This window comes from Neobacillus rhizosphaerae (genome assembly GCF_937468385.1).
GTDB lineage: Bacteria > Bacillota > Bacilli > Bacillales > Cytobacillaceae > Neobacillus > Neobacillus rhizosphaerae.
In genome coordinates this window covers 59,186-74,124 of record NZ_CALBWS010000004.1, presented here as the reverse complement: position 1 = coordinate 74,124, position 14,939 = coordinate 59,186, and the positions used below count along the sequence as shown (strand labels likewise).

Genomic DNA, 14,939 nt, shown 5'->3' with positions numbered 1-14,939 from the left:
GCACAAATTGTGGATAAAACTTGTTTTTAAGCCTACCTTCTTTTATACTTTCAAACGTATCGAGTAAAAAATATGGGTCAAGGCGACTATATTCGCCAAATTTCGATAAAGGACTCATTTGCTATAAAGGTGGATAAGAATGAACACAAAAGTCTGGAAAGTGGATAAGTATGTGGATAATTTAGAAAGTAATCCACATGTTGTGGATGCAGCACATCTAATACGAGAAAACGAAGTGGTCGCCCTGCCGACGGAGACGGTTTATGGATTGGGAGGAAACGCCGAAAGTGACGCAGCTGTGGCGAAGATTTTTGCGGCAAAGGGGAGGCCTGGAGATAATCCGCTAATCATTCACATTGCGGAAAAAGTACAGCTGAACCGCTTTGTCACGGAGATTCCTGCTAAGGCTGAGGTGTTAATGGATAAGTTCTGGCCGGGACCACTAACAATTATTTTTAACAAGAAGGATGGTGTTCTGTCGGAAAAGGCAACGGCAGGCCTGTCCACGGTTGCAGTGAGGATGCCAGACCACCCCGTTGCCCTGGCTCTGTTGAAAAAATGCGGGCTCCCCGTTGCGGCGCCAAGTGCCAATAGCTCAGGTAAACCGAGCCCGACGAAGGCGGAGCATGTAATCGATGATCTAAATGGGAAAATTGCCGGGGTGCTTGATGGCGGTTCGACTGGTGTTGGCGTCGAATCAACGGTTGTTGATTGCACGGAGGAGATACCGGTAATTTTGAGACCAGGCGGGGTTACGAAAGAGCAGCTCGAAGTCGTGATTGGTTATGTCGGCGTCGACCCAGCATTAACGGACGATGAAGCACGACCTAAAGCACCTGGCATGAAATACCGCCACTACGCCCCAAATGCACCGCTATTTATGGTGTCAGGCACCAGTAGATTTCTACAACATTTAGTAGAAGAAAAGCAGCAGGAAGGGTTGCGGGTCGGGGTACTGACGACGGAAGAACAGGTTGAGGCGTATCAGGCCGATCTTGTGCTGGCGTGCGGCAGAAGGGCGGAGCTTGAGTCAGTTGCTGCCGCGCTCTATGAAACATTACGCAGGTTCAACCAAGAAAATGTTGATATTATTTTTAGTGAAATGTTCCCAGGTACGGGTGTCGGACATGCGATTATGAACCGACTTCAGAAAGCAGCTGGGAATAGGATGATCAGTGAAAAAGCCCCGACTCCAGAAATGTAGCCGGGAATAGGATGATCAGTGAAAAAGCCCCGACTCCAGAAAGCAGCCGGGAATAGGATGATCAGTGAAAAAGCCCCGATTCCAGAAAGTAGCTGGGAATAGGATGATCAGTGAAAAAGCACCAGCCCCCTCGATATTTTGGGGCTGGTGTTTTTTGCTGAACAGCGCTACAAGTGCCTGTCATTTCCCCATAATAGCTTCTAAAACGCTTAGGACGTGCATATGCTTAGGTTAGTTAGTCCAAGGGGGCGGAAACAGGATGTCAGAAATGGTTAGCGAGGTAATTACACTGATAATAATGGCATTTGCACTGGGGATGGATGCTTTCTCGGTTGGGCTAGGCATGGGGATGTACAAGCTACGGCTGCGGAAAATCTTTAATATCGGAATTACGATTGGATTATTCCATGTGTGGATGCCACTCGTTGGCCTATTTGCCGGTAAATTTTTATCAGAAAAGTTTGGCGTCTTTGCCTCCTTTATCGGCGGTTTGCTGTTAATCGTGTTAGGAGGCCAAATGGTTTGGTCGACCCTGAAAAAGGGGGATGAAAAAGTCATTACGCCGATTGGCTTCGGCTTACTGCTGTTTGCATTGAGTGTGAGCCTTGATAGTTTTTCCATTGGCCTAACCTTAGGGATATACGGTGCGAAAACCGTTATGGTTATTTTATGCTTTGGAATTGTTGCCACGATACTAACGTGGGCTGGGTTACTGCTCGGAAGAAAGGTGCAGAGCTGGATTGGCACCTATAGCGAGGCACTAGGCGGCGCGATTTTACTAGCTTTTGGAATAAAGCTGCTCATAGCCTTCTGGTAAGGAGGACATTAAATATATCTTGCTGCCCGCCCCATTCAAGTTGGAATTTCCAAAATTATGGGGTAATTAGTTAATATTCCCTGGTAAAATATGATAGTATAGTAATTGGTAAATTTTTAACATACTAATCTATTAAATTTGATACTAGGGAGGTTAACTTGATGCAACGAAAATTATGGATTACGCTATGCTTATCATTACTCCTAATCTCACAATCTATTTTTCCGACACTAGCAATGGCAGCAACAACAACAACAGGGGCAAATGGTGAATCAGCCATTCAAATACTAGAAAAAGTCACCGACCAAACCTTGGCAATCAGAGGGAAATCCTTCGCGAATGCGGCTATCAAGGTAGAAAATAAAGCAGGACTCCTCAATTCCACACAGGCGGATAGTGATGGAGCGTTTGAAGTGGCGATTGAGAAACAGCCTGCAAACACCATCCTCAAAATAACAGCGGATGACGGGGCGGAGCATACATATTCAATCGAAGTAACCGTGGTGGCAACAGGCTGGATCCAGGATGGCGGCAAAAGGTATTATTACGGTCCTGATGGCGAAAAACAAACGGGCTGGATTACCGATAATGGTAGCCGTTATTTTCTTGATCAAAACGGTGTCATGAAAACAGGCTGGTTATTTGATAATGGCAAGTGGTATTTTTTAAAAAATAGTGGAGCAATGAAGACTGGTTGGCTGTACGACAGCTGGAAATGGTATTTTCTTACTGAAAGCGGAGCAATGGCTACCGGCTGGGTATTAGATGGTGGCAAGTGGTATTACCTCAATGGTTCCGGCACCATGCAAATCGGCTGGGTGAAAATCTCCAATCGTTGGTATTATCTTAATCGCAGTGGTGTGATGCAGACCGGCTGGTTATATAATGGGGGCAAATGGTATTACCTCAATCAAAGCGGCGTTATGGCCACCGGCTGGGTGCTTGATGGCGTAAAATGGTATTTCCTTCAAACAGACGGCTCCATGAAAAAAGGCTGGATTCAAAGCGGCAGGGATTGGTTTTACCTTGGCGGCGGCGGTGCTGTGTCAACCGTTCAGCTCGATTCCCCGCTCATAGCGCAAATGCCAGAGCTTCCGCGCGGCTGTGAAGTCACCTCACTCGCAATGATGCTTCTTAAGGCAGGCGTGCAGGCGAACAAAATGACGTTGGCATCCCAGGTGCAGAAGGATCCAACACCTTTTACAAAAATAAATGGACAAGTAAATTTTGGCAATCCGTATTCAGGCTTTGTTGGCGATATGTATACCTTTAATAAACCGGGCATCGGTGTTTACCACGGGCCAATCGCTGAACTGGCTGAAAAGTATCTGCCCAATCGTGTCGTCAATTTTACCGGAAGTAATTTTGAAGAAATTTATAAGCACCTCAATAATGGTAAACCTGTATGGGTGATTAACAACGTGTTGTTCGATACCGTGCCATCGCAATATTGGGAGACTTGGAACACGCCTACTGGAAAAATTTCCATTACCTACAAGGAACACAGTGTTCTCATCACCGGCTATGACAGTCAATATATCTATTTTAATGATCCGTTGTCGAAAACGAAAAATCGCAAGGTCAAGATAAGTGCCTTCAAACGCGGCTGGGAGCAAATGGGTAAGCAGGCGATTACATATCGGTAAATTACCAGATCTAGAGTGAATGTTTTCGGGTCACATACGATTTGGCAAAACGCCCACCTGACAGAGGTAAACGAATATTAGCCTTTTTTCCAATCATTCGAAACAAGCCCCATTTTAAAAATTGGCAAGCAGGCGTTTGAAGGGTTTGAATCGGTGGAAGTTGTTTTATAATATAGGAAAGGGGGCGGACCATATGGAGCGAATTTTGTTTGTATGTACGGGGAACACATGCCGGAGTCCAATGGCAGAAGCGATTTTGAAAAATAAAAATCTGGATGGCATCGAGGTTAAGTCAGCGGGAATCTATGCCGCCACTGGCAGCGAGGCATCAGCACATGCTAAGCAGGTGCTCGGTGACAATAAAATTTCACACCAGCATCATTCCACCCCGCTGACCAATGTGGAGGTTGAATGGGCGGACCTCATCTTAACGATGACAGCCTCCCACAAGTTTGCTATCCAGCAGCAATACCCTCAGGCAAAAGTGAAGGTTTTTACCTTAAAGGAATACAGTGGTGAAAAATACAATCATGACGTGGTCGATCCCTACGGTGGGAGCCTGGCGATATATGAAGAAACCTATCGTGAGCTTGGCGAGTTAATCAACAGAGCCATCGAAAAATTAAGGCCATAATGCCAAACAGGGCTCTCTTTTTAAAAAGAGAGCTTTTATTTTTCATTAATCTTTATATTTTTAGGTTGATATGTCAAAATTAAACTAAGATTGACGAATGAATAGGAGGATTTTTACATGAAAGTAGCTTTAGCATCAGACCATGGCGGTATACATATTCGTAAGGAAATCGCCAATTTACTGGATGAATTAAAAATTGAATATGTCGATTTTGGCTGTGAATGTGAAACATCGGTGGATTACCCGGATTATGCGCTGCCTGTTGCCGAAAAGGTGGCCAGCGGTGAGTTTGACAGAGGGATTTTGATTTGTGGAACCGGCATTGGCATGAGCATTGCGGCCAACAAGGTGAAAGGCATTCGCTGCGCCCTAGTGCATGACACATTTAGTGCCAAAGCCACAAGGGCACATAATGATTCCAACATCCTCGCTATGGGTGAGCGCGTCATCGGCCCTGGTCTGGCAAGGGATATTGCTGAAATTTGGCTGACAGAGACATTCGAAGGCGGCCGTCATGCGAATCGCGTGGGCAAAATTACCGAATATGAGGAAAAGCATCTCTAACGATGTCTTGGATTCGCAAATAAAGGATTCCTTTTCGCAGAAAGAATCGTAATGAAACTAGAGTTTTCCACAAATAAGCCGTTCAGGTATAGACCGAATAGCTTCATCCATTTTAAGGGAATTTACTGAAATCAGTTGTTTTTTGTTGAGAAATAACGATTAGTTTAGCGAACCTACTAATTGTCCGAAAACAGCCTTATGGGAAGGGTGTGGCCTATTTATGATCCACGAATGGGAAAGGGAACTAGAAGTGATTTTAACAGAATTCAAGGAGCAGGCCGCGTTCAAGCCGGGGCAGCTGTTGGTTGTTGGCTGCAGCACGAGTGAGGTTATCGGTGAACGGATTGGAACCGCGGGCAGCTTCGACGCGGCCAAAATGATTTTTCACGGCTTGAAAAAACTTCAGTCGGAAACGGGTATTCAGTTAGCGTTTCAATGCTGTGAGCACTTAAACAGGGCGCTTGTTGTCGAGCGCTCTGTTGCCGAAGCACGACAATTCGATGAGGTTTCCGTTGTCCCTGTCCGAAAGGCGGGCGGGGCAATGGCAACCTACGCCTTTGAACATCTGACAGATGCCGTTGTCGTGGAGTTTGTCAAGGCGGAGGCTGGGATTGACATCGGCCACACCTTCATTGGCATGCACATGAAACATGTGGCCGTGCCGATCCGGGTCAAGCAAAAAACCATCGGCCAGGCCCACGTTACGCTAGCGATAACCAGGCCAAAACTGATTGGCGGCGCTAGAGCTGTATATGAACGAAGCAAAGAGAATTCGAGCTGTTCTTAAAACCGTATTTGGTGTCAAACTGTCCTTGGTGTCGGCGCTATACAAAGGACCACTACCAAGGCTAAGACACCAAGGCTAGGAAACCCACGGTTAGGAGACAACACATCTAGAAGATACCAACATCCATGAAGCACCACATCCATGGACAAAGGGCTTCCAAATGTGATTGCGGCGATAATAACCGAGCAGCCGCTGGTTGTCGCGATTAAATTTTTTACTTCCTAGAAAAACATGCTAAAATGAAGAGGAAATTTTCAAATTGTTTGTGGTTTCTTACATAAAAGGGGGAAATATCATGAAGCATTTGGCTCAGGCAGACGAACAAGTTTTTCAAGCGATCCAAAAAGAATTGGGACGTCAGCGCAGTAAAATCGAATTAATTGCCTCAGAAAACTTTGTCAGTGAAGCGGTCATGGAGGCTCAAGGGTCTGTTTTGACCAATAAATATGCAGAAGGTTACCCAGGTCGCCGCTACTATGGCGGCTGTGAGTATGTGGATATAGTTGAGGACTTAGCCCGCGACCGGGCCAAGGAAATTTTCGGTGCGGAGTATGTCAACGTGCAGCCGCACTCTGGAGCACAGGCCAATATGGCAGTCTACTTCACGATCCTCGAGCAAGGTGACACAGTGCTTGGCATGAACCTTTCGCACGGCGGGCATTTAACCCATGGCAGTCCGGTCAATTTCAGTGGCATTCAATATAATTTTGTTGAGTATGGTGTCGACGAAACGACCCATCGCATCAATTATGATGTGGTTCTTGAAAAAGCCCGTGAACACAAGCCAAAGTTAATCGTTGCCGGTGCCAGCGCTTACCCACGGGAAATCGATTTTGCCAAGTTCCGTGAGATTGCTGATGAAGTTGGCGCCTTCCTGATGGTGGATATGGCCCACATCGCTGGACTGGTTGCCGCAGGTCTGCACCAAAATCCAGTGCCATATGCTGATTTTGTAACGACGACCACTCATAAAACACTGCGCGGTCCACGCGGTGGGATGATTCTTTGCAAAGAGGAATATGGTAAGAAAATCGATAAATCCATTTTCCCTGGGATTCAAGGCGGTCCGCTGATGCATGTGATTGCTGCCAAAGCGGTTGCGTTTGGTGAAGCATTGCAGCCAAGCTTTAAAGAATATGCCGGTCATATTGTCGCCAATGCCAAGCGCTTAGCTGAAAGTCTAGAAAAAGAAGGCTTAAAGCTCGTCTCCGGTGGAACTGACAACCACTTGCTGTTAGTGGATGTTCAAAACCTTGGCTTAACAGGCAAAGTAGCCGAAAAGGTGCTTGATGAAATTGGTATTACCGTTAATAAAAACACGATTCCATTCGATCCGCAAAGCCCATTTGTGACAAGTGGTATCCGCATTGGTACGGCTGCCGTCACAAGTCGAGGTTTCGGTTTAGCGGAAATGGACGAAATCGCCTCTATTATTGCGTTTACCTTGAAAAATCATGAAGATGAAGCGAAGCTTATCGAAGCAAGTGGACGTGTTGAAGCATTAACAGGAAAGTTTACCCTTTATCCGGAATATTAATTTTCGCAATCGGCCCTCTTTTAATAGAGGGCTGTTTTTTTTGGGGGGGGGGAAAAGGGGCTGAGCGCTGCAAAAAATGAATCATTGAATGCAATCAGAGTAAATATTTACGTTTTTCCCAACGATTATGCCCAGCTCACACCGCTTTTTCCATGATAGGGTAAGAGTTGAAACACATGATTGAATTGTTGAAAAATTTTCCTATACAGAGTTAATATAATATGGTAAAATTCGGTTGTTCAAAAAATGAACGGCTAGGAGTTGAGATCCCAAAATGTATCGATTTCAAATGTTAGATGCTCTTACACAGAATTCTAAAATCTCACAAAGGTCTTTAGCAGAACTATGCAGCCTTTCAGTTGGAAAAGTCAATTACATGCTAAATCAACTAGCAGATGAAAAAATGATTGTCATCAAAAAATCAGGAAAAGCCAACCATTATGAGGTAACTGAAAATGGTAAAGAGTACTTAAAAAATGAATTAGACCAGCTTCATGGAACAAAGGTCATCATTCATAATAATGAAAGAAAAATAGTCAAGCAGGCGGTCATTCTAGCTGCAGGGACAAAAGCTGAATTTGATAAACCCGCCTGTTTGTTGCCAATCAAGGATACCACCCTTTTGGAGAGAAACATCGGCATCCTTGAGAATAATGGGATTGAAAAAATCATCATCGTCACTGGCTATAAAAAAGAAGCCTTTGATAAAATAACAGCCTTGAAGGAAAATCCGGCCATTCATTTTGTGGAAAATCCACGATACCTATGGACAGGCAGCATGGCCTCGCTCGCCACCGCTTCTGAACTGCTGACTGATGATTTTATTCTTTTGGAAGATGATATTCTAATTGAAGAAAGTGCGGTCACCGAGCTTCTCAACCATGAGGAAAGAGATTGTCTGCTTGTGACACAAGAAAGCGGCTTTGGGGATGAAGCCTTTATTGAAATTCAAAATAATTACCTTTATAAAATCTCCAAGGACATTCATCAGCTAAACCGGATTGATGGGGAAATGACCGGGATTACTAAGTTTTCTTATGAAGTCTATAAGGAAATGCTGCAATTATTTGAAACCAATAAAAATCCTTATGTGAATTACGAATATATCCTCTTGGATGTATCGCGGATTATCAATGTTAGTTTTTTGAAAATTGCTGACCTCGTTTGGGCTGAAATTGATAGCTATGAACACCATTTTAAAGTTGTTGATAAGTTTTACCCAATGCTCCAGCGAAAAGAAGCAGAATTTAAGGAACGAGAATTAAAGCAAGTGATTGCTACTGCTTTGAATATGGGGATCGATGAGGTAACCTCTGTCGAAGCGCTTGGGGGATTGACGAACCGCAACTTTAAAGTGACCGTTGCCGGCCAGGAGTACGCGGCGAGAATTCCGGGAAAAGGCACGGAACAATATATCAATCGTCTTGATGAAAAGGTAAATTCAGAAATCACCAGCCTGCTAGGAATTAATCCAGAGGTGATTTATTTTAATGCTGAAACTGGCTTGAAAATTGTCAGGTTTATCCCTGATGCCGAAACACTAAATCCGAAAACAGGTACAAGAGAAGATAACCTGATTCAGGTAGCCGGTATTTTTCAAACATTGCATACATCAGGTGAAACCTTTAACGCCCGATTTGATGTGTTTGAAAAGATTACCGAATATGAAACACTCTTAGAAGTGCTAAATGGTGTATTGTTTGACGGACATGATGCAGTAAAACAGCAAGTTCTTGAGCTTGAGGAATACTACAAATCGTTAAACATTAAGCCTGTTCCCTGCCATAATGATCCACTTGCTGAAAACTTCGTTAAGAGCGGCGAAGAGAAGATGTTCCTGATTGACTGGGAATTTTCCGGTATGAACGACCCGCTTTGGGATGTAGCGGCATACATCATTGAAGCAGAACTGTCTCCGGCTGAGGAAAAGCTATTCTTGCTGGAATATTTCAATGGAGATGTCACAACAGCAGGCCTACAGCAGCTGTTATTGAATAAGATTTTCCTTGATTTCCTTTGGACCATCTGGGCACTGATGAAGGAAGCAGGTGGAGAAGATTTTGGATCCTATGCCTTCACTCGTTTTACCCGAGCACAAAATAATTTACAGGAATACCAAAATCATTATAAGGGGTATGAGATACTTGGAAAAATTTAATGCAAAGGGCGTTTCCATTGGCTTAGGTGCAGGATTAACGTGGGCAATTGATACAATTTTAATTGGCTATGCCTTATCTTCGACCACCTTTTTAAAATTTAGTGACATTGTTTTAGCAGCGCCATTATTAAGTACTTTTTTACACGATTCATTTTCTTCTCTGTGGATGATGCTGTTAATGGCAGTCAGAGGAGAACTAGGTGAATCCTTTCGCAAGCTGAAGACGAAAAGCGGCTGGTGGGTTGTACTCGCCGCCACGCTTGGCGGACCGGTCGGGATGACCTTTTATGTCCTATCCGTTCAGAAAATCGGCGCATCGTTTACCGCTTCGATTTCATCAATTTTCCCGGCAGTCGGGGCTTTGTTTGCCTTTTTAATTTTACGTGACAAGCTTTCTTTGAAAAACTGGGTAGGGCTGCTGACTAGTATTGGCTTCACCATTGCCCTCAGCTATTCCGGAAATTTAATTACCGGAACATCGGTTTCTATCGGATTTATTTTTATCATATTCTGTATTTTTGGCTGGGGAATGGAATCGGTTATTTCGGCTTATGGGATGAAGGATGATGAAGTTAGCCCCTTACAAGCCCTGTTCATTCGCCAATTAACATCAGCTGTGATCTTTGCTGTCATCATTATTCCTATCTTTGTCGGCCACTCATTAACCGTACAAGTGGCATCAACTAAGACTTTCTGGTTTATTGGACTCATTGCAATGTTTGGAACGCTTTCTTACGTATTCTATTATCAAGCCATTAAGCTCATCGGCCCCGTTCGGGCAATGTCACTGAATATCTCTTACGTTGCCTTTGCGATTTTCCTAGATGTATTATTCTTACATGGCGATTTCTCGTTGAAAAATATTGTTTTTGCAGTGTTCATCATGGCAGGTGCCGTATTGACGGTCGTGGTTGATAAAAAGGAACCAGAATTAAGTAGTAGGGTTGCATAAAGCTTGCCGACATTTGTCGGCAAGTTTTCTTTTTGAAAAAGGGGTTACGAGTTGCTCAATGCATTTTTTTTCTGTAAAATTAGACGAAGTGTTTCTTAGAGCAAATATTTTATGAAAAAAGGGGCGATTATTGTGGCAAAGGTATACGTCTTCGATCATCCACTTATCCAGCACAAACTTACTTACATACGTGATAAAAATACGGGAACGAAAGAGTTTCGCGAACTGGTTGACGAAGTGGCAACACTGATGGCGTTTGAAATCACAAGGGATATGCCGCTTGAAGATATTGAGATTGAAACACCGGTTTGCATGACAAAGTCAAAAGTTCTTTCTGGGAAAAAACTAGGACTGGTTCCGATTCTGCGCGCTGGAATTGGCATGGTCGATGGAATGTTGAAATTAATCCCGGCTGCGAAGGTAGGCCATGTCGGATTATACCGTGACCCAGAAACATTAAAGCCTGTGGAATATTATGTGAAGCTTCCAAGTGACGTCGAAGAGCGTGACTTCATCGTCGTCGACCCGATGCTAGCAACAGGCGGTTCCGCTATTGATGCAATCCATGCCTTGAAAAAGCGCGGTGCTAAACATATCAAATTCATGTGCTTGATTGCCGCACCTGAAGGCGTGGAGGCTGTGAAGGCTGAGCATCCGGATGTCGATATTTACATCGCCGCCTTGGATGAAAAATTGAACGACCACGGCTACATCGTGCCAGGCTTGGGCGATGCCGGCGACCGATTGTTTGGGACGAAATAAGTGTTTTTTGGGAAAAGCCGAGTTCGCTCGGCTTTTTTTGTTGGGAACATTAACCCCTGTGGGTGTTAATTTGTATTGGCTAGCGGCACTTTTTTTTTGAAAAAAAGAGGTGATATTTAGGTTTAATTGGTAAAAAAGCCAATGTTCCTGAAAAATGAGCCAATAACATGAAAAAATGAGCCATTCCCTACTGAGAATGAGCCAATCTAGTGAAAAAATGAGCCAAAACCTCCGAAAAATCAGCCAATCGACTTTTCAAGCTAAATAAGTGGGTCAAAAACCAGCCCATTTACCTCAGAAAATGACGATTTCTATTATCAAAAATACTGCCCCGTCAAAAATCCTTTAAAAAAAGGACTTTTCTTCCCAAATGAGCGAAAAAATTACCGTTACTTTACAAACTTCAACAAACTGAAAAACGTTCACAAAAAATTGCCAATTAAGTGGAAGGGGTTTTCCTTCTGAATAAGGAAAATTAGAGGTTGAAGACAAAAAAGGAGGAGTAGGCATGATTTTAAATGAAAGGAAGGTTCCAATACCACTTTTACAACGGGAGGCACTTCTTCGGAGGATAGATAAACTTCATTCAAGATTCAAGGATATTGAAAAGGAACTAATTAATTGGAAAACGGGATATTCGGGAGAGAAAAATGTGGATTATTATCTTTCCTATTTGCCAGATGAACCATATAGGATCATCAACGACCTTCGTCTGAAATGTAACAATACCTTTCAAATCGATAGTCTTATTTTTTCACAAATGTTTGGATTGGTTATAGAAATAAAGAATATAACAGGGACACTCTTTTTTGACAAGTATACAAAAGGCGTAGTCAGAACCTATAAAGATAGTGAAGAAGGGATCGCCAATCCACTGACACAAGCTAGGCGGCATCGAACCCAATTAATAAGTTGGATGATAAAACATAAAATTCCCCCAATGCCAATCGAGTATTTAGTTGTTTTTAGTAAAAACTCAACCATTGTAAGAACAAATGAAGGTAATGAGTCTATATTTGAACACATCATTTATGCGGAATATTTAGAGGAAAAAGTGGCTCAAATTGCTGCTAAATATAACAGCCCAGCCTTTAAAGGCAAAGCACTTAACAAACTTTGTGATTATATCCTATCGGAAAATATCCCCTCATATCCTGAAATCCTCAAAACCTATGGAATCTCCCAATCTGATATCATCCGTGGTGTACAATGCCCGACCTGTAAAGCGATTCCGATAATCAGAGTTTCTTCAGCATGGTATTGTCCCGATTGTAAAACTTACTCAAAGGATGCTCATTTACAGACAGTTAGAGATTATTTTCTGTTAATGAACTCACCCATGACATTAAAACAGTTCCAGGAATTCTTGCTGATTGAGCAAAGAGGTGTGGCCAAAAATTTACTCCATTCACTAAGTCTTCCCTCGACCGGTACAGGACGCACCACTCAATACTTTATCCCGCCCGACTGCATACTTTCTCCTTTATAAGAAAACGATATGAAAAAAGGGGAATTCGTCACATGAAACTTCTAATCGCCATCCTTCTCTCGATTCATATACCAAAAACACTCATCCACCCACCAATACCGAAACCAACTGAGGACACAATTGCAATTGTTCTCTTGGAAAAATCACAATCCGAACAAGAAATCAACCAGCTCATCAGCCCCTATAAGGACATCAAATTGCGCCGGGTATTTCGTGAAGCTCTCGACGGTTTTTCCGTACAGGGCCGCCCAGAATCAATCGCAAAGCTGGCCGAGCAAAAACAAATCCTCAACGTCGCGCCGGTTACGCAATACCAAGTGCAAACCGAGGAAAGTGTCAAAATTATCGGCGGCGATAAGGTGCGCGGTTTCTTTGACATCAAAAATAAACGACTCACCGGAAAAGGGGTGACCGTCGGCGTTATCGATACCGGGGTGGATTACACCCATCCCGACCTGAAAAGGAACTATGCTGGCGGGCATGACCTCGTCGACAATGACCGAGATCCGATGGAAACGCGGGCCATCGGGCAGGCAACCATCCACGGCACCCATGTTGCCGGAATTATTGCTGCCAATGGAAAAATAAAAGGTGTTGCGCCCGAGGCAAAAATTGTTGCCTACCGGGCGCTCGGACCAGGGGGCGGCGGGACAACGGAGCAGGTGCTGGCAGCGATTGATCAAGCCATCAAAGATAAAGTGGATATTGTCAATCTTTCGCTCGGGAACGATATCAACGGACCCGATCTGCCGATTAGTCTCGCACTAAACAAAGCGGTCGATAAAGGGATTGTTGCCGTGGCAGCGTCAGGAAATTCCGGACCGAATGTGTGGACCGTCGGTTCACCGGGGACAGCCTCAAAGGCCATCTCTGTCGGGGCCTCTACTCCCACGATAGAAATTCCATCCCTATTAATAGAAGGAACGCAGGGGATTGTCCGGATTCAGCCAATGGAGGGCTCGGCCAACTGGGTGCTTGATCGTTCCCTAGACATGGTCGACGCGGGGCTGGGCAGGAAAAGTGAATTAAAGGATGTCCTAGGGAAGATCGCTTTAATAAAAAGGGGGACATTAACCTTTGCGGAAAAGGCAGAAAATGCACGACAAGCGGGGGCCACAGCTGTTCTTATCTACAATAATATGAGTGGGGGCTTCATGGGTAACCTCGATACTCAGCTGACCATCCCTGTCGGATCACTCTCGAAAGGTGACGGAGTTTTTTTTCAAAAAGAATTAAAAAAACGAAGTCTCACAGCAAAGGTCATGGTCAGCGAAGCACGGGATTTGCTGGCGGATTTCAGTTCACGGGGGCCTGTGACGGGGACGTGGGAAATCAAACCGGACGTTGTCGCTCCGGGGGTGGCGATCAACTCGACGATTCCGGGCGGATACCTAAGCTTGCAGGGGACGAGTATGGCGGCACCGCATGTGGCCGGGGCGTGCGCGTTAATCAAGCAGGCACACCCAGACTGGACGCCTGAGAAAATCAAGGCGGCGTTGATGAATACAGCAAAACCGCTCGTGAAAAAGGCGGAACTGACGACGAAACTTGACCGGAGGAATAGCGGTACTGGGAAAAGTAGGTCCGACACCGGGAACAGCCGGGCGGCCAGTGGTGACGAACCTAGCTATTACCGCACCTTTGAGCAGGGAGCCGGCAGAATTCAGGTGGACGAGGCCATCAAGGCTTCTTCACTCGTTTCGCCGAGCAGCATCAGGTTCGGGAAGTTTTCGGACAAGAGACACTCACATAAAGCTTTTTTGCATGTTGAAAATACGAGTAACCAACCACAGCGCTATTCGTTTGCGATTCCCAAGCAGGTAGATGGGTTAAGTTGGAGGTTTCCGTTAGCGTTTGCCTTGGAGGCGAAGCAATCCAAGGATGTCACGGTGGAGTTAATGGTCGACCCGCAGATATTTAAAGGGAAAATCCATGATGGTTACCTCAGTCTACTGGCTGGTGGGAGGATCATTCAAATTCCGTATCTGTATGTGCTTGAGGAGCCGGACTATCCACGGGTGATGGGTTTTGAGTTTGCGGAGGGAGATAAACCAGGCAGGTACAGGTATGAGGTGTATTTGCCAGGCGGGGCGGAGGAGTTTGGGATTGCCTTGTTTAACCCAGAGGACTACCGATTTGTCGGCTTTTTGGATACGAGCACGAATCTGAATAAGGGGCTTATCAAAAAAGAGATACCCAGTGAACAGCTACCGGCCCCAGGGACGTACCTGGTGAAGATTTTTGCGAAGAAGGCAAATAAGGAGGATTTTATTGACAGGATGATCAGCATTGGAGAAAAAGTAGACTAGTCGGCCACTAGTCTACTTGCATCAATAAGATATTAATTAAAGATCGAAAAAACGTTCACAGAATAGACACAAATTAGCCA

At 44.6% G+C, this 14,939-nt stretch carries 12 protein-coding genes; all 12 read left to right on the top strand.

What is annotated here, in order from left to right; all coding sequences use genetic code 11:
* Nucleotides 1-139: 139 nt before the first annotated feature.
* Entirely contained in the window at nt 140-1,204 is a 1,065-nt protein-coding gene (locus tag M5A78_RS05500; protein ID WP_248734282.1) for an L-threonylcarbamoyladenylate synthase, read from the top strand.
* 259 nt (nt 1,205-1,463) lie between these two features.
* Entirely contained in the window at nt 1,464-2,021 is a 558-nt protein-coding gene (locus tag M5A78_RS05495; protein WP_248734281.1) for a manganese efflux pump MntP, read from the top strand.
* Between the two features lie 161 nt (nt 2,022-2,182).
* The gene (locus M5A78_RS05490; RefSeq protein WP_248734280.1) at nt 2,183-3,667 is read left to right on the top strand and encodes a C39 family peptidase; all 1,485 of its coding nucleotides are present in this window, start codon (nt 2,183-2,185) and stop codon (nt 3,665-3,667) included.
* Between the two features lie 193 nt (nt 3,668-3,860).
* On the top strand, nt 3,861-4,301 hold the full coding sequence (locus tag M5A78_RS05485; RefSeq protein WP_248734279.1) for a low molecular weight protein arginine phosphatase: 441 nt from the start codon (nt 3,861-3,863) through the stop codon (nt 4,299-4,301).
* Between the two features lie 117 nt (nt 4,302-4,418).
* Complete coding sequence (gene rpiB / locus M5A78_RS05480) at nt 4,419-4,865, top strand: ribose 5-phosphate isomerase B (RefSeq protein WP_248734278.1); 447 nt, start codon at nt 4,419-4,421, stop codon at nt 4,863-4,865.
* A gap of 220 nt (nt 4,866-5,085) precedes the next feature.
* Nucleotides 5,086-5,652 (top strand): TIGR01440 family protein, encoded by a 567-nt coding sequence (locus tag M5A78_RS05475; RefSeq protein ID WP_248734277.1) that lies wholly within the window; start codon nt 5,086-5,088, stop codon nt 5,650-5,652.
* 295 nt (nt 5,653-5,947) lie between these two features.
* Nucleotides 5,948-7,189, top strand: coding sequence for a serine hydroxymethyltransferase (gene glyA, locus M5A78_RS05470; protein WP_248734365.1), 1,242 nt, complete (start codon nt 5,948-5,950; stop codon nt 7,187-7,189).
* 274 nt (nt 7,190-7,463) lie between these two features.
* Nucleotides 7,464-9,347 (top strand): NTP transferase domain-containing protein, encoded by a 1,884-nt coding sequence (locus M5A78_RS05465; RefSeq protein ID WP_248734276.1) that lies wholly within the window; start codon nt 7,464-7,466, stop codon nt 9,345-9,347.
* A complete protein-coding gene (locus M5A78_RS05460; RefSeq protein ID WP_248734275.1) occupies nt 9,334-10,299 on the top strand; it encodes a DMT family transporter in 966 nt (321 codons plus the stop codon). Before M5A78_RS05465 ends, M5A78_RS05460 begins: the two co-directional genes overlap by 14 nt.
* A gap of 132 nt (nt 10,300-10,431) precedes the next feature.
* Nucleotides 10,432-11,061 (top strand): uracil phosphoribosyltransferase, encoded by a 630-nt coding sequence (upp, locus tag M5A78_RS05455; RefSeq protein WP_248734274.1) that lies wholly within the window; start codon nt 10,432-10,434, stop codon nt 11,059-11,061.
* 508 nt (nt 11,062-11,569) lie between these two features.
* A complete protein-coding gene (locus tag M5A78_RS05450; protein WP_248734273.1) occupies nt 11,570-12,550 on the top strand; it encodes a nuclease-related domain-containing protein in 981 nt (326 codons plus the stop codon).
* A 32-nt stretch (nt 12,551-12,582) separates the two neighbouring features.
* On the top strand, nt 12,583-14,859 hold the full coding sequence (locus M5A78_RS05445; protein ID WP_248734272.1) for a S8 family serine peptidase: 2,277 nt from the start codon (nt 12,583-12,585) through the stop codon (nt 14,857-14,859).
* The last annotated feature ends 80 nt before the right edge of the window (nt 14,860-14,939 follow it).